The sequence below is a fragment of the Bradyrhizobium sp. URHC0002 genome (genome assembly GCF_054059515.1).
This window is the reverse complement of sequence record NZ_JBSSCF010000001.1, coordinates 4,035,066-4,049,946: the sequence shown is the minus strand read 5'-3', so window position 1 is coordinate 4,049,946 and position 14,881 is coordinate 4,035,066. Positions and strand designations below refer to the sequence as shown.

Genomic DNA, 14,881 nt, shown 5'->3' with positions numbered 1-14,881 from the left:
CCACAACGGATGCCGATGCATCTGTTCCATAGCTACTTTAGGCGACCTCGGTTGGGTGAATCAAGGGTCCCTCGCGGCAATCAGCATGCCGCGAGCCGCACTACGGCGCGCTCCCATCCTTGCTCCGAGTTCAGTGGAAGATGAAGCCCTTAGCGTGCAAATCGGCTATTTCAACGTCAGTCGGAACTACGCTGGCAAAGCCGCCCGGACTACCAAGTCCATGTCCACCGATCCATTGAAACGCAACGTGCTGGCCTTGCGCCTCTTGCACGAGCGTCGCCAGTTCTCGGACAGTCGCCGGAAGATCATCCGGCGCCGTCACGCCCGCAGCATTTGTGATTGCACTGTGATTTGACGCGAATGCGAATGTATCGTTGCCGGCAGCGAGGCCCGCATTAGCCAGCGCCGCAAGATTTGGACTCAAAGCGATTTGCCCGGCCGCCGGAAGCGGCGTGGAGTTAATGGTCCCGTCACCGTTCAGATCCTGCTGGAAGGTAGTCTCGGCTGATTTCAACACAGCACTGGATCCCGACATCGCCGGAATGAAAGAGACGAAATTGCCGCTATTGTCGGTGGTCCAGAGCGTGTACTGATCGGCTCCGTTCGCCTTCCAGACGACCTGGTAACCGCCCGAGATTTGTTCTCCCGCGATCGGCGCCCAGCCCGGGATCTGCCCCACAACCACGGGCGCGCCGCCGTATTTCAACTGCGGACCTGCGCCGGAATTGTAGAGATAATAATTGCTTCCAACCTGGGTCAGGCTGGTCACTCCGGCCGACTCGATCACGACGCTGGCAATTCCGATGATGCCGTCGCCGTTCAGATCCTGCTGGAAGGTAGTCTCGGCTGATTTCAGCACCGAACTGGATCCCGACATCGCCGGGATGTACGAAACGAAGTTGCCGTTGCTGTCGGTAGTCCACAGCGTATACAGATCAGATCCGTTCGCCTTCCAGACGACCTGGTAACCGCCCGAGATTTGTTCTCCCGCGATCGGCGCCCAGCCCGGGATCTGCCCCACAACCACGGGCGCGCCGCCGTATTTCAACTGCGGACCTGCGCCGGAATTGTAGAGATAATAATTGCTTCCAACCTGGGTCAGGCTGGTCACTCCGGCCGACTCGATCACGACGTTGGAAATTCCGATCACGCCATCGCCGTTCAGATCCTGCTGGAAGGTCGTTTCGGCTGATTTCAGCACCGAACTGGATCCCGACATCGCCGGGATGTACGAAACGAAGTTGCCGTTGCTGTCGGTGGTCCACAGCGTATACAGATCAGACCCGTTCGCCTTCCAGACGACCTGGTAACCGCCCGAGATTTGTTCTCCCGCGATCGGTGCCCAGCCCGGGATCTGCCCCACAACAACAGCCGTGCCGCCATACTTCACCTGCGGACCCGCGCCGGCGTTGTAGAGATAGTAGTTGTTTCCGACCTGGGTCAGGCTGGTGGATCCGGCCGACTCGATCACGACGTTGGGAGTTCCGATCACGCCATCGCCGTTCAGATCCTGCTGGAAGGTCGTTTCGGCTGATTTCAGCACCGAACTGGATCCCGACATCGCCGGGATGTACGAAACGAAGTTGCCGTTGCTGTCGGTGGTCCACAGCGTATACAGATCAGACCCGCTCGCCTTCCAGACGACCTGGTAACCGCCCGAGATTTGTTCTCCGGCGATCGGTGCCCAACCCGGGATCTGCCCCACAGCCACGGGCGCGCCGCCGTATTTCAACTGCGGACCTGCGCCGGAATTGTAGAGATAATAGTTGCTTCCTACCTGCACCAGGCTGGTCGAGCCGAAAGACTCGATCACGATGGGCAGCGAGTAAGCGCCGATCAGATCGGACAGGTTTATTGTAATATTACCCGTCAGATCGATCGCGAAATCGGCGACCCCGTCCCCGTTGGTATCGCCCTGCAGAGTCGTGACGCCGGTGGAGCTGTTATAGAAATAGTTGAGTTGGCCGGCCGCGCCACTGAAGGCCGCGGTGGCGATGAACTTGAACTGATCGTAGCTGCCGGTGCTGCTGATCGCGTCGTACCCGCTGAGGTCGATGTGATCCGATCCAGAAACGAAATCGGTGATGCGGTCGTGCTGGCCGCTCGTGGGCGAGCTGTCGCCGAGCAGAAACACGAACGTGTCGCCGCTGCCGCCGCCGGTCAGATTATCGACGCCGGAGCCGCCGATGAGCTTGTCGCTTCCGGCGCCACCCATCAGACTATCGTTGCCGCCGCCGCCCGACAGCGTGCAGCCCGAGTCGTTCGCAATCAGCGTGTCATTGCCGCTGCCGCCAATGGCTTTCTCGATGACCGCGTTGAGTGCGATCCCGATATTGTTCACGAGGTTGCCGACCGAGGAAAAGGCGCCCGCGTGCAGGTCGATGGTTTGTGCGCCCGAATAGCCTGAGCAATCGAGCGTATCGGTGCCGCCGCTGTCGTAAATCGTCAGCGCCGGCGCCGAGGTGTAGTTGGCGAAATTGAAGACCGCGCCGGCATTGCTGTTGAAGCCATAGACGGTATCGCCGGTCCTGGTTGAGCTCGCCGCGCCGTACATCGAACCCACCGCATAGATGTCCGCCATCTGCGGCGTAACCACGTAGCGGTACGAACTCCCGGAATAATTCGGCTCCGAGAAATACGACATGATGGAATATTGCCAGGTGTCGTTGGCATAGACCGCGTCGGTCGAATACGACGCGCTGCCATTATACGGCCCCTGGTGGCCCAGGCCGAGCGCATGTCCGATTTCGTGGATGTAGGTCTGGTAGCCGTAGCTGTCGATGCCGGTCTTGCCGTCATACGCGCCGCCATCATTGGTGATCCAGTCGGAGCTGATGTTGACGGTCTGGTAAGCGATCGATCCCCCGGGCCAGGAGCCGCTGGTGTAGGCCTGCATCGTGCCGTTGTGGGTGAACGTGATGTTCGCGGAGCCGGAGGTCTGGACGAAGTTGATGTTGGCAACCTCGGACCACGCCTGCATCGCCGTTAGCGCCAGGAACTGCTCCGCCGAATTCAGCCCGGTGATGTTGTAGGTGATGGTGTTGGAAGCCCAGTGATGGGCGGGAGTATTGTTGTATTGCCAAAAGCCGTTGACGAGGTAGTCGGCGAGCGTCGCGATCGACGCGACCGGCTTGCCGGCAGAGACCACGATTTCCGCGCTGGCGGCAGCATCCGCCCGCGGGAAAGAATCGCCGTCACTCAGAAACTGCGTGTCGTGCTTCGCATCAGGCGGAAGCCCGGCCGTGCCCGTCCCGGCCTCAAACGTCTGGAAGGCCCAGGTCTCATCGGAAAGCAGATCGTTCTTCTTCATCGATCAGGCTCGTCAGCAGGTCGTTCGGTTGCAGAGAATCGTAATGCACTCGGAAGGCTAGAATCGCCGCGTTAACGCTTGTTTACCAGCCGGATTTGTCGCGTGCTTGCTTTCTGATGGATTAGGGCCAAAAGCAGAACTTTTGGAACCGGTCCGTAGTTTTGCGGGGCCGGATTTCCCGCGCTGCCTGCGCTTCCGATCCAAAAAGGGCGCCTAGCCCTGCCCCCCATGGCCGCCCCTCGCCGGGCGGCGAACAAGGAGTTGGAAATCGGCGTCAGATTTGTTTAAGTCAGTTCGGGCTGCTTTTCCCACCGCGAAAATCCAAAAAAACAAGGTTTCTCAATGCCTTTCCCACGCGCTTCGCAGGCCCTTTCCCGCTTCACCGTGCTCGATCTCACCCGCGTTCGCTCCGGGCCCACCTGTGTGCGGCAGCTGGCGGATTGGGGCGCCAATGTCATCAAGATCGACGCCCTGCTGGAAGACGGCGGCGGCGAGCAGCCGGGTGGGCCGCGCCAGGGCTCGGATTTCCAGAATTTGCACCGCAACAAGCGGGCTATGACGCTGAACCTGAAGGACCCCAAGGGCCTCGAGGTATTCAAGCGGCTGGCGGAACAGGCCGACGTCGTGGTCGAGAATTTTCGTCCCGACGTGAAGGCAAAACTCGGCATCGACTATGAGAGCCTGCGCAAGCTCAATCCGCGTATCGTCTATGGCAGCATCTCCGGCTTCGGCCAGGACGGCCCCTATCACAAGCGGCCGGGCTTCGATCAGATCGCGCAGGGCATGGGCGGGCTGATGTCGATCACCGGCGCGCCGGGCGAGGGTCCGATGCGGGTGGGCATCCCCGTCGCAGATCTCACTGCCGGGCTGTTCTGCGCCATCGGTATTCTCACCGCGCTGCTGGAGCGCGACGTTTCCGGCGAGGGCCAGTGGGTGCAAACCTCGCTGCTGCAGGCGCAGATCTTCATGCTGGATTTCCAGGCCTCGCGCTGGCTGATGGAAAAGGACGTCGCCAAGCAGGCCGGCAACAACCATCCGACCTCGATCCCGACCGGCGTGTTCAAGACCTCCGACGGCTATATCAACATCGCCACGACCGGCGGACGGATCTGGGAACGCTGCGCGCAGGCGATCGGCGCGCCCGAGCTCGTCACCAATCCCGATTACGCCACCTCGCCGGCGCGTTCGAAGAACCGCGACGCGCTGAACGAAGCGATCGGCAAGCTCACCGTGAAGAAATCCACGGAAACCTGGGTCAAGGAATTGAACGAGGCCGGCGTGCCCTGCGGCCCGATCTATTCGATCGACCAGATGTTCGACGACGCGCAGGTCAAGCACCTCGGCATCGCCCAGCATGTGCCGAACGACGAGAACCGCCACATCCAGCTCGTCGGCCAGCCGGTGACGCTGTCGCGCACGCCGAGCAGCATGGCCGCGCGTCCACCCGAGTTCGGCGAGCAGACCGAAGAGGTGCTGGCGGAATTCGGTTTCGGCAAGGACGAGATCGCGGAGTTGCGCCAGCGCAAGGTGGTGTGATTCCAACCGCCGTCATTGCCTGCGACAAACGCGAAGCGTTTGCGCAAGCTAGCGACGAAGCAATCCATGGCGTCGCAAGCGGATACGTGGATTGCTTCGCTTCGCTCGCAATGACGTTGTAGGAGCTGTGCCCTACTTCAGAGCCGCCGTCGCCAGCGCGTGCTCCACGCAATTGCTCACATGCGCGCGCAGCGTTTCAGCGGCAGTTACAGCGTCGCGCTTCAGCGCGGCCTCGAGCAGCGCCTTGTGCTGGGCGGCGGGCTCGCTGCCGCGGTAGCTGAACGCGACCATCTGGTAGCGGAAATATTTGTCGAACACCAAGGCATGGGTCTCCATCAGCGTGCGCGAACCGCAATTGGAGATCAGGGCCTGATGGAATTCGCCGTCATAGCGCTTCCACTGTTCGAGTTCACCGAGGCCGGTTTCCATCAGCCGCTCGGTTGACGCCAGCTTGTGATGGGCGGAGACGACGCGCCCTTCCCACTCGACATCGGCATTGGCGAACGACACGCCCATCGCGTGCACCTCCAGCAGCAGGCGAAGCTCCGCGAGTTCTTTCAGGTTCTCCACCGAGATCGGCGCCACCTCAAAACCTCGCCTGCCCTCGGCCAGCACAAAACCTTCCGCGGCCAGCCGGTTGAGGATTTCGCGCAGCGTCGAGACGCTGACGCCGTAATCCTCCTTGAGGCCTTCGAGCCTGAGCTTTTGGCCCGGACGCAGCCGGCCGAACACGATGTCGGTACGGATGCGGCGATAGCCGTCATCGCCGACTGCTTCCTGCTCTTCCGTTCGCTCGACCAGTGTCATTGCCAATCCATGCGCAAGGCTTCGATCCGACGTGCCATGTCGGCCGATTCCGCTCAAGCGCCACTATTCATCCTATATAGTATATTTCATATGATAATCCTTAACTTATATTTTGACTTTGCTTTTATCATATGAATACTCCGCCCATCGCGACATCCAGAAGATCGCGAACCAACGGGGAGAAACCGCGATGCGGATCGGATTGCTGTGCGCCGCTGTCAGCCTTTGTGCGCTCGTGGGAACACCGGCTGCCGCCCAGGTGCAGGAACGCACCATCCGCTGGGGCCACCTCAACAACACCGATCATCCGGTCAGCTTTGGCGTGAAAAAATTCGCCGAGGTGCTGGCGGCCAAGAGCGGCGGAAAGCTGAAGATCCGCGAATTTCCGGCTTCGCAACTCGGCAACGAGTTGCAGCAGCAGTCGGCGGTGCGCGGCGGCACGCAGGAAATCCTCTCGGCGTCGTCGACATCGCTCGCTGGCGTCGTCAAGGATCTCGGCCTGTTCGATTTCCCCTTCACCGTCAGCACGTTCGAGCAGGCGGAGGCGCTGGCCCAGGGCGCGTTCGGCAAGGCCATGCTCGAGTTGCTCCCCGACAAGGAGCTGATCGGTCTCGGCTACTGGGGGCTCGGCTTCCGCAACGCCACCAACTCGAGCCGTGCAATCGCGAAGGTCGAGGATTTTTCCGGCCTCAAGCTGCGCGTGATCCCGAACCCGGTCTATCTCGAAACGTTCAAGGCGCTGAAGGCGAACCCGGTGCCGATGGCGTTCGGAGAGCTATACACCGCGCTGGAAAACAAGACCGTCGACGGCCAGGAGAATCCCTACAGCGTCATCCTGTCCAACAAGTTCTACGAAGTGCAGAAATACGTCTCGGCCACCAACCACACCTTCACGCAGAACGTCATCATCGTCAGCAAGAAGTTCTGGGACGGCCTGTCGCCGGAAGAGCAGAAGATGCTGCGCGACAGCTTTGCCGAGACGCGCGAATACCAGCGCGACCAGACCAAGCTCGCCGCGGACAAGGCGCTGGATGAACTGAAAGCCAAGGGCATGCAGTTCAACGAGATCGCGCCTGCCGAATACGCCCGCATGCAGGACGCTACCAAGCCTGTCGTCGAAAAATTCTCGTCCGAATACGACCCGGCGCGCGTAAAACTCTTCACCGGCGAACTGGCGCGCATCCGCGGCGCCAAGTAAGCCGTCATGGCCGCCGTCGAACGGCTGATTGATCTGTACTGCCGGCTGCTCCGGGTCGCGATCGCGGTGTGCCTCGCCGCGATGGTCGTGCTGGTCTTCACCAACGTCGTGATGCGCTATCTCTTCAACTCGGGAATTCCGACCTCGGAAGAGCTGTCGCGCTGGCTGCTGGTCTGGCTGACGTTCCTCGGCGCCATCGTCGCGCTGCGCCAGCACGCCCATCTCGGCGTCGATACGCTCGTCCGTGCGCTGCCTCCGCTCGGAAAGAAGATCTGCTTCGTCGCGAGCTACCTGTTGATGCTGTACGCCGACGGCCTGCTCACGCTGGGCAGCTGGAAACAGGCGGTGCTGACCTTCGGCGACAGCGCGCCCGCCTCCGGCATCTCGGTCGGCCTGTTTTTCTACTCCTCCGGGCTCGTCTTCGGCGTTTCCGCAGCCGCGATCCTGTTGCTGGATCTCGTCCGCGTGCTGAGCGGCAACGCCTCCGAGGAAGACCTGGTCGCGGTGAAGGAAAGCGAAGAGCATGTCTGATCAGCGGGGGGACCGCCCGTGACGCTCGCCGTCTTCACCTTCTCGCTGCTCGGTGCCATGGCGCTGGGCATGCCGATCGCATTTGCGCTGATCGTCTGCGGCGTCGCGCTGATGCATTCGCTGGATGTTTTCGATTCGCAGATCGTCGCCCAGAATATCATCAACGGCGCCGACAGCTTTCCGCTGATGGCAGTCCCGTTCTTCATGCTGGCAGGCGAGCTGATGAATCGCGGCGGCCTCGCCAGGCGCATTGTCAATGTCGCGCTGGCGCTTGTCGGCCACGTCAAGGGCGGATTGGGCTACGTCACGATCCTGGCCGCCTGCGTGCTTTCCTCGCTGTCGGGATCGGCCGCCGCCGACGCTGCCGCGCTGGCCGCCCTGCTGGTGCCCATGATGGTCGCGGCTGGCCATCGCAAGATGTACGCGGCCGGACTCGTCGCCGCCAGCGGCGTCATCGGCCCCGTGATTCCGCCGAGTATCGGCTTCGTGCTGTTCGGCGTTACCGGCGGCGTGTCGATCTCAAAACTGTTCCTGGCCGGAATCTTTCCCGGCCTCATGCTCGGCGTGGGCCTCTGTTTCGCCTGGTGGTGGGTCGCGCGTGGCGAGCTGACTGCGAGCCCACCCCGAAAATCCCTGCGCGAGATCGTCTGGGCCTTCGTCGACGGCTTCTGGGCGTTGATGCTGCCCGCGATCATCGTCGTCGGCCTGCGATTCGGCGTGTTCACGCCGACCGAAGCCGCCGTGGTGGTCGCCGTCTACGCCCTATTCGTCTCCACTTGCGTCTATCGCGAGCTGAAGATCAGCGAACTCTACGACGTCTTCGTTTCGGCCGCGCTTAGCACCAGCGTCGTCATGTTTCTGGTCGCGGCCGCGCTGGTCTCCTCCTGGCTGATCACGGTCTCCGAGATCGCTACGCAAGTCGTCGACCTCGTTCGCCCCTTCATGGGCAACCAGACGCTCTTGATGCTGGCGATCATGGCGCTGGTCGTGGTCGTCGGCACCGCGCTCGATATGACGCCCACCATCCTGATCCTGACGCCGATCCTGATGCCCATCATCAAGCAAGCCGGCATCGACCCCGTCTATTTCGGCGTGCTCTTCATCATCAACAACTCGATCGGCCTGATCACGCCGCCGGTTGGCATTGTCCTCAACGTCGTTTGCGGCGTGTCGCGCATCAGCATGGAAGACATCATCAAAGGCGTCTGGCCGTTCCTGATCGCCCAATTGATCGTGCTGTTCCTGATGATCATGTTTCCAGCGCTCGTCACCGTGCCGGCGAAATGGTTCTCCGGCTGACATGCGGCCGCGATCGGCTACACTGCCCCGTCATTATCCCGTGAAAGGCATTCCATGCGCATCATGATCCTCAATGGCCCGAACCTGAACATGCTCGGCATCCGCGAGCCGCACATCTACGGCTCGACCACGCTCAAGGCCATCAAGGCCTCGTGCGAGGAGTTCGCCACCTTCACCAGCACGCAACTGGCGTTTCACCAGTCGAACCACGAGGGCGAGCTGGTCGACCTGATCCAGTCCGCGCGAAGCTCGGCGGACGCCCTGATCATCAACCCCGCCGCCTACTCTTTCACCTCGATTGCGATTTTCGACGCCATGAAGATCTTCGAGGGCCCGATCTACGAGGTGCACATCTCCAACATCCACGCCCGCGACGAGCTGCACCGACATTCCAAGCTTTCGGCCGCCGTGAAAGGCGTGATCGCGGGCCTCGGCCCCTACGGGTACATTGTCGCCATGCAGGCCGCACTGCACGGCGCCGGCCAGTTACCGACGTCGCTACCGGCGGCTGTGCGCGTCGGCCCGAAATGACGGATGGAGCCTGACATGCAGGGAGCCGGCTATCTCGCCATCTGGAGCGATCTCGCGCCGCAGGACGAAACCGACTGGGCGCACTGGATCACGCGCGAACACGCCGCCGAGCGCGTCGGCATCAGCGGATTTCTGGCGTGCCGCATCTTCCGCGCGCTGGGCGTCTCGGTGAACCGCTACTTCATCCTCTACGAGCTTGAGGACGAGCGCGTGGTCGGCGGTCCGGACTATCTGGCGCGGCTGAACGCGCCGACGCCATGGTCGCAACGGATCATGCCCAAGCTCGGCAATTTCGCACGCGGCGGCGGCCGCATCGCAGCCTCAGCCGGCACCGGCCAGGGCGGCATCGTCGCTCCGCTGCGCCTCGACGCCGCGCCATCCTGGGACGCCGCGACTGTTGTCGCCGAGTTGGCGCGGCTCGACCGCATCATCGCCGCGCGGGTTCTGCACACCGACACCGCGCAGACCTCGATCAAGACTCGCGAGAAGGGCATGCGAGCCAACGACGCCTCGTTCGCCGCTTTGCTGCTGATCGAGGGGCTCGACGAAGCCGCGGTCCGCGACGCCCTCCATCATCTGCGCAAGACGCTTCCCGCCGAAGATCACGAGGCCGTCGACAGCCTGCCGCTCTACAGGCTTGCCTTCAGCCTGCCGAAACGACTCCTGTCGAACTGACGAGTCCGCGTGAAGACCGTAGGGTGGGCAAAAGAGCGTAGCGATGTGCCCACCATTCAGGATCGCGCTCTTCGAGAAAGGGTGGGCACGGCGCAGACGCGCCTTTGCCCACCCTACGAAACCCGCAACATCCGGGATTACGCCTTCGCCGGCCGCAGCATGCGGGTGACGCTGCCGAACGCCCAGTCGATGACAGGCCAGAACAGCAGCACGATCGCCAGCGTGGTGATCGAGCCGACCAGACCGTTCGACCAGAACACCTTCATGTCGCCGCCGGAGCCGATCATCGACAGGCGGAACGCATCCTCGGCGCGGTTGCCGAGCACGAGCGCCAGCGTGAACGGCGCCAGGGGAATGCCGATCTTCTTGAAGACGTAGCCGACCACGCCAAAACCCAGCATCAGCCAGATATCGAACATCGCGTTCTGAATCGCATAGGCGCCGATCGCGCAGGACACCACGATCATCGGCGCAACCGCCGCGAACGGCACCCGCAGGATGGAGGCAAAGATCGGAACCGTCGTCAGCACCAGCACGAGGCCGACGACATTGCCGAGATACATCGACGCGATCAGGCCCCAGACGAAATCCTTGTGCTCGACGAACAGCAACGGACCAGGGTTGAGGCCCCACACCATCAATCCGCCAAGCAGGATTGCTGCGGTGCCGGAACCGGGAATGCCGAGCGCGAGCATCGGCAGCAGCGCCGCGGTGCCGGAAGCATGCGCCGCAGTTTCCGGGGCGAACACGCCCTCGATGCGGCCCTTGCCAAAGCTGTCCTGGTCCTTGGAGAAGCGCTTGGCGAGGTTGTAGCCCATGAAGGAAGCGGCAATCGCACCGCCGGGGGTGATGCCGAGCCAGCAGCCGATGAAGGAGGAGCGCAGCAGCGTCACCCAGTATTTCGGCAAATCCTTCCAGACCGCCAGCACCACGCGCAGGGAGATGCCGGCGGCATGACCACGCAGCGCGAGGCGCTCCTCCATGGTCAGTAGGATTTCGCTGATGCCGAACAGCCCGATCACCGCGACCAGAAAATTGACGCCGCGCAGCAGCTCCGCCGAACCGAAGGTCATGCGCAACTGGCCGGACACGGTGTCCATGCCGATGCCGGCGAGCAGCAAACCGAGCGACATCGAAATGACCGTCTTGTGCTTGGCCTCGCGGCCCAGGCCGACGAACGAGCAGAAGGTCAAAAGATACACCGCGAAGAATTCAGGCGGCCCGAATTTCAGCGCAAACGACGAAATCATCGGCGCCAGGAAGGTGATGAGCATCACCGCGACCAGCGAGCCGATGAACGACGAGGTGAAGGCTGCGGTCAGCGCTTCCGCCGCCCTGCCCTGTTGCGCCATTGGATAGCCGTCGAAGGTGGTCGCGACCGACCAGGCCTCGCCCGGGATGTTGAACAGGATCGAGGTGATGGCGCCGCCGAACAGCGCGCCCCAGTAGATGCAGGACAGCATCACGATCGCCGAGGTCGGGTCCATCGTGAACGTCAGCGGCAGCAGGATCGCCACGCCGTTGGGGCCGCCGAGGCCCGGCAGCACGCCGACAAAGATGCCGAGCACAAGCCCGAGCATCATCAGCAGCAGCGTTTTCCACGTCAGCAGCACGGCAAAGCCGTGCATCAAAAGGCCGAGAGCTTCCATCAGATCAGTCCCATCGGCCCGTCAGCGGCCGAGCGCCGCTTCGAGCGGGCCCTTTGGCATGATGACGTCGAAAGCGATGTCGAAGGTCACGAACATCACGGCGGTGAACACGAAGGCGGTGAGCAACGACTTCCACAGCGCGATCTTGCCGACCATGCGCATGAAACCGGCGATCAGCAGGAAGCTCGCGACATAGAGCCCGAGGAACTGCATGGCGAGGCAGAACAATAGCGTCGGCACGAACACCGCCATCACGCGGCGAAGCTGCGCCCGCGTCACGAAGACCTCGGAAGCTTCTCTGCGCGAAAGGAATGCGGCGACCAGGCCGTAGAGGCTGGCGCCGCCGAGGATGACCGAGAGATAAAACGGAAAATAGCCGGACTGCGGGCCGGTGGATTCCCAGCCGGCTCCCGTCCGCCAGTTGTCGTATCCGAGCGTCAGCGCGAGCGCGAACAGCAGGAGGCTGACGGCGACGTCGGCCGCGCGAACGCTCGTCACCGCAGGCGAATCCGCCTCCGGTGCGGTCGGATCCTCGACGACGATTTCGATGTCGGTATTGGACATGGAGACAGTGAACTCCGGTACGACAGAACCCAAAAGGGGGATACGTGCCGATGTCGCCGGCGTCAATGTCCCGCGCTGCGCTCCGGGAATGCGCTCGCAAGTGCAGCACGCTCGGGGCGAAGCAGTCCGCGTTCGGTGATCAACCCCGTCACCAGCCGCGCCGGCGTGACGTCGAAGGCGTAATTGGCTACAGGCGAGCCATCGGGAACCACGCGCACGGTTTCGACGCGCCCGTCGGCGGTACGGCCGGTCATGGTCGCCACTTCGTCGGCGCTGCGCTGCTCGATCGGGATCTGCTTGATGCCGTCGTCGATACCAAAGTCGATGGTGGGCGACGGCAGTGCAACATAGAACGGCACGCCGTTGTCGTGGGCGGCAAGCGCCTTCAGATAGGTCCCGATCTTGTTGCAGACATCGCCGTTGGCGGCCACCCGGTCGGTGCCGACGATGGCGAGATCGACCATGCGGTGCTGCATCAGATGGCCACCGGTGTTATCAGGGATCACCGTGTGCGGCACGCCGTGGTGGCCGAGTTCCCAGGCGGTGAGCGAGGCGCCCTGATTGCGCGGCCGGGTCTCGTCGACCCAGACATGAACCTTCAGGCCGCGATCATGCGCCAGATAAATCGGCGCTGTCGCGGTGCCCCAATCGACTGTCGCAAGCCAGCCGGCGTTGCAATGGGTCAGGACATTGACCGGCTCGCCGGGCCCCTTCCGCGCCGCGATCTGTTCGATCAGCGCCAGCCCATGCCGGCCGATCCCCTGGTTGATCGAAACATCCTCTTCGGCGATTGCGACCGCGCGCCGGTAGGCCGCCGCTGTTCGTTCAGACGCCGGCAATGGCCGGAGCAATCGTTGCATCTCGTCGAGCGCCCATTTCAGGTTGATCGCGGTCGGCCTGGCCGCCAGCAGCATGGCGTAGGCGCGGTCCAGCGCCGCATCGGAAGCCTCGGTTCGCATGGCAAGCGCCATGCCGTAAGCAGCCGTGGCGCCGATCAGCGGCGCGCCGCGCACCAGCATGGAACGGATGGCCTCGGTCGCGTCCTCGGCGCTTGCGATGCGCGCCACCACGAATTCATGCGGCAGCCGCCGCTGGTCGATCGCGCCGACCGTCCACCCGTCGTCTTCGAGCCAGATGCTGCGAAAATGCCGGCCGTCGACCTTCATGAGCTCAGCACCCTCCCCGCCACCGCATCGAGCTTGGCGAGCAATTTGGGATCGCGTGCTTCCGGTGCCGTGATCAAGGCGGTGTCGAGCGCCTTGTCCGATCCAATTGGACAGGGTTCATGCTCGCGCGGGAAATCCCTGGCGAGGTGTGCGACGAGCGCCTTGGCCTTGCCGGCGTTCGAATTCAACACGCGAATGATGTCCTGCACGGTGACCGCGTCGTGATCGGGATGCCAGCAATCGAAATCAGTGACCATCGCCACGCTGGCGTAGCAGATCTCGGCTTCGCGGGCGAGTTTGGCCTCGGGCATGTTGGTCATGCCGATCACCGAATAGCCCTGCGCCTTGTAGGACAGGCTCTCGGCGAGGCTGGAAAATTGCGGCCCCTCCATGCACACATAAGTGCCGCCCTGCACCGCCGCGATGCCTTCGGCCTTGGCGGCGGCCGCCAGATGCACATGCAGCCGCGGCGAAACCGGGTGGGCCATCGAGACATGGGCGACGCAGCCCTTGCCGAAAAAAGAACTCTCGCGCCGATAGGTGCGGTCGACGAACTGATCGACCAGCACGAAGGTTCCGGGCGGCAGATCCTCCCGGAACGAACCGCAGGCCGAGAGCGAAACCAGGTCGGTAACGCCGGCCCGCTTCAGCACATCGATATTGGCGCGATAGTTGATGTCGGAGGGCGACAGCACATGCCCCTTGCCGTGCCGCGGCAGGAACACGATGGGCAAGCCTCCGATGACGCCGCGCGTCAGGGCTGCGGACGGCTCGCCCCAGGGGCTCTTGATGGTCTCCTCGCAGACGTCCTCCAGCCCCGGCAGGTCGTAGATGCCGGATCCGCCGATGATGCCAAGCACGGCGCGCGTCATGACTGCTCCCAGGTCAGCTATTCACGGGATATGTTCGACTATACTGCGGCGCAATAATCAAGCATTGTCCGCGAGCTGCAAGAGGGCCTGGAATGCCGACCAAAAAAGACCGGGAAAAGCGCCAGTCGATCATCGATGCCTGCCGCAGCATGAATGCGCTCGGCATCAATCAGGGGACGTCGGGAAATATCAGCCTGCGCCATGGCGAAGGCATGCTGATCACGCCGACCAGCACGCCCTACGAGGCTATGCAGCCCGAGCAGATCGTGTTCATGGGAATGGACGGCTCCCACGATCCCGCCCAGCGGCCGTCGAGCGAATGGCGATTTCACCTCGATATCCTCAAGGCCCGGCCCGAAATCAATGCGGTGGTCCATGCCCACCCGACCTATTCGACCATCCTCGCCATCATGAATCTCGAAATTCCGCCGATCCACTACATGATCGCGTGCGCCGGCGGCGACACCATTCGTGTCGCGCCCTACGCGACCTTCGGCACGCAGAAGCTTTCGGAGCACGCCGTGCGCGCGCTGGAGGGCAGGCTGGCGTGCCTTTTGGAACACCATGGCATGATTGCGGTCGGCACATCGCTTTCGAAAGCGATGTGGCTTGCCGTCGAAGTCGAAACGCTTGCCCGGCAATATCACGGCTGCCTGCAGATCGGGACGCCGCGGCTGCTGGCGAAGGCCGAGATCGAAAACGTTCTCGGCAGGATCGCAGGATACGGTCCCGCCGACAAATAG

At 62.7% G+C, this 14,881-nt stretch carries 13 protein-coding genes; 7 read left to right on the top strand and 6 right to left on the bottom strand.

Annotated features, from left to right (window positions below; genetic code table 11):
* Positions 1 to 130 precede the first annotated feature (130 nt).
* Positions 131 to 3,310 carry a M10 family metallopeptidase C-terminal domain-containing protein gene (locus tag ACVWVY_RS19620; RefSeq protein WP_456627921.1) on the bottom strand — a complete coding sequence of 1,060 codons (3,180 nt, stop codon included), beginning with the start codon at positions 3,308 to 3,310 and terminating at the stop codon, positions 131 to 133.
* Positions 3,311 to 3,652: 342 nt separating this feature from the next.
* Between ACVWVY_RS19620 and ACVWVY_RS19615 the strand changes: the two genes are divergently transcribed.
* Positions 3,653 to 4,846: a CaiB/BaiF CoA transferase family protein gene (locus ACVWVY_RS19615; protein WP_456627920.1), complete on the top strand. Its 1,194-nt coding sequence runs from the start codon at positions 3,653 to 3,655 to the stop codon at positions 4,844 to 4,846.
* Between the two features lie 132 nt (positions 4,847 to 4,978).
* Here ACVWVY_RS19615 and ACVWVY_RS19610 read toward each other — a convergent pair whose 3' ends face one another.
* On the bottom strand, positions 4,979 to 5,653 hold the full coding sequence (locus ACVWVY_RS19610) for a GntR family transcriptional regulator (RefSeq protein WP_456627919.1): 675 nt from the start codon (positions 5,651 to 5,653) through the stop codon (positions 4,979 to 4,981).
* Positions 5,654 to 5,843: 190 nt separating this feature from the next.
* Between ACVWVY_RS19610 and ACVWVY_RS19605 the strand changes: the two genes are divergently transcribed.
* From ACVWVY_RS19605 to ACVWVY_RS19585, 5 genes are read left to right on the top strand one after another with little or no spacing between them, the layout of a single operon-like run.
* Positions 5,844 to 6,851: a TRAP transporter substrate-binding protein gene (locus ACVWVY_RS19605; RefSeq protein ID WP_456627918.1), complete on the top strand. Its 1,008-nt coding sequence runs from the start codon at positions 5,844 to 5,846 to the stop codon at positions 6,849 to 6,851.
* Between the two features lie 6 nt (positions 6,852 to 6,857).
* Positions 6,858 to 7,382: a TRAP transporter small permease gene (locus ACVWVY_RS19600; RefSeq protein WP_456627917.1), complete on the top strand. Its 525-nt coding sequence runs from the start codon at positions 6,858 to 6,860 to the stop codon at positions 7,380 to 7,382.
* A gap of 18 nt (positions 7,383 to 7,400) precedes the next feature.
* Positions 7,401 to 8,681, top strand: a complete 1,281-nt coding sequence (locus tag ACVWVY_RS19595; protein ID WP_456627916.1) for a TRAP transporter large permease subunit — start codon at positions 7,401 to 7,403, stop codon at positions 8,679 to 8,681.
* A gap of 54 nt (positions 8,682 to 8,735) precedes the next feature.
* The gene (locus ACVWVY_RS19590; RefSeq protein WP_456627915.1) at positions 8,736 to 9,212 is read left to right on the top strand and encodes a type II 3-dehydroquinate dehydratase; all 477 of its coding nucleotides are present in this window, start codon (positions 8,736 to 8,738) and stop codon (positions 9,210 to 9,212) included.
* Positions 9,213 to 9,227: 15 nt separating this feature from the next.
* Entirely contained in the window at positions 9,228 to 9,887 is a 660-nt protein-coding gene (locus ACVWVY_RS19585) for a hypothetical protein (RefSeq protein WP_456627914.1), read from the top strand.
* Between the two features lie 137 nt (positions 9,888 to 10,024).
* Here ACVWVY_RS19585 and ACVWVY_RS19580 read toward each other — a convergent pair whose 3' ends face one another.
* The 4 genes from ACVWVY_RS19580 to ACVWVY_RS19565 form a co-directional block, all read right to left on the bottom strand.
* A complete protein-coding gene (locus tag ACVWVY_RS19580) occupies positions 10,025 to 11,536 on the bottom strand; it encodes a tripartite tricarboxylate transporter permease (protein WP_456627913.1) in 1,512 nt (503 codons plus the stop codon).
* 21 nt (positions 11,537 to 11,557) lie between these two features.
* Complete coding sequence (locus ACVWVY_RS19575) at positions 11,558 to 12,100, bottom strand: tripartite tricarboxylate transporter TctB family protein (RefSeq protein WP_456627912.1); 543 nt, start codon at positions 12,098 to 12,100, stop codon at positions 11,558 to 11,560.
* 62 nt (positions 12,101 to 12,162) lie between these two features.
* Positions 12,163 to 13,266, bottom strand: coding sequence for an S-methyl-5-thioribose-1-phosphate isomerase (gene mtnA, locus ACVWVY_RS19570; RefSeq protein WP_456627911.1), 1,104 nt, complete (start codon positions 13,264 to 13,266; stop codon positions 12,163 to 12,165).
* Complete coding sequence (locus ACVWVY_RS19565; protein ID WP_456627910.1) at positions 13,263 to 14,138, bottom strand: S-methyl-5'-thioadenosine phosphorylase; 876 nt, start codon at positions 14,136 to 14,138, stop codon at positions 13,263 to 13,265. The genes mtnA and ACVWVY_RS19565 overlap by 4 nt, the downstream gene beginning before the upstream one ends.
* 92 nt (positions 14,139 to 14,230) lie before the next feature.
* Between ACVWVY_RS19565 and ACVWVY_RS19560 the strand changes: the two genes are divergently transcribed.
* Entirely contained in the window at positions 14,231 to 14,881 is a 651-nt protein-coding gene (locus tag ACVWVY_RS19560) for a class II aldolase/adducin family protein (RefSeq protein WP_456627909.1), read from the top strand.

Bases quoted from the DNA above. Each gene is read 5' to 3' on its own strand.
- ACVWVY_RS19575 (WP_456627912.1), bottom strand. From the start codon at position 12,100: ATGTCCAATACCGACATCGAAATCGTCGTCGAGGATCCGACCGCACCG.
- ACVWVY_RS19610 (WP_456627919.1), bottom strand. From the start codon at position 5,653: ATGACACTGGTCGAGCGAACGGAAGAGCAGGAAGCAGTCGGCGATGAC.
- ACVWVY_RS19600 (WP_456627917.1), top strand. From the start codon at position 6,858: ATGGCCGCCGTCGAACGGCTGATTGATCTGTACTGCCGGCTGCTCCGG.
- ACVWVY_RS19615 (WP_456627920.1), top strand. From the start codon at position 3,653: ATGCCTTTCCCACGCGCTTCGCAGGCCCTTTCCCGCTTCACCGTGCTC.
- ACVWVY_RS19565 (WP_456627910.1), bottom strand. From the start codon at position 14,138: ATGACGCGCGCCGTGCTTGGCATCATCGGCGGATCCGGCATCTACGAC.
- ACVWVY_RS19605 (WP_456627918.1), top strand. From the start codon at position 5,844: ATGCGGATCGGATTGCTGTGCGCCGCTGTCAGCCTTTGTGCGCTCGTG.
- ACVWVY_RS19585 (WP_456627914.1), top strand. From the start codon at position 9,228: ATGCAGGGAGCCGGCTATCTCGCCATCTGGAGCGATCTCGCGCCGCAG.
- mtnA (WP_456627911.1), bottom strand. From the start codon at position 13,266: ATGAAGGTCGACGGCCGGCATTTTCGCAGCATCTGGCTCGAAGACGAC.
- ACVWVY_RS19590 (WP_456627915.1), top strand. From the start codon at position 8,736: ATGCGCATCATGATCCTCAATGGCCCGAACCTGAACATGCTCGGCATC.
- ACVWVY_RS19620 (WP_456627921.1), bottom strand. From the start codon at position 3,310: ATGAAGAAGAACGATCTGCTTTCCGATGAGACCTGGGCCTTCCAGACG.
- ACVWVY_RS19560 (WP_456627909.1), top strand. From the start codon at position 14,231: ATGCCGACCAAAAAAGACCGGGAAAAGCGCCAGTCGATCATCGATGCC.
- ACVWVY_RS19580 (WP_456627913.1), bottom strand. From the start codon at position 11,536: ATGGAAGCTCTCGGCCTTTTGATGCACGGCTTTGCCGTGCTGCTGACG.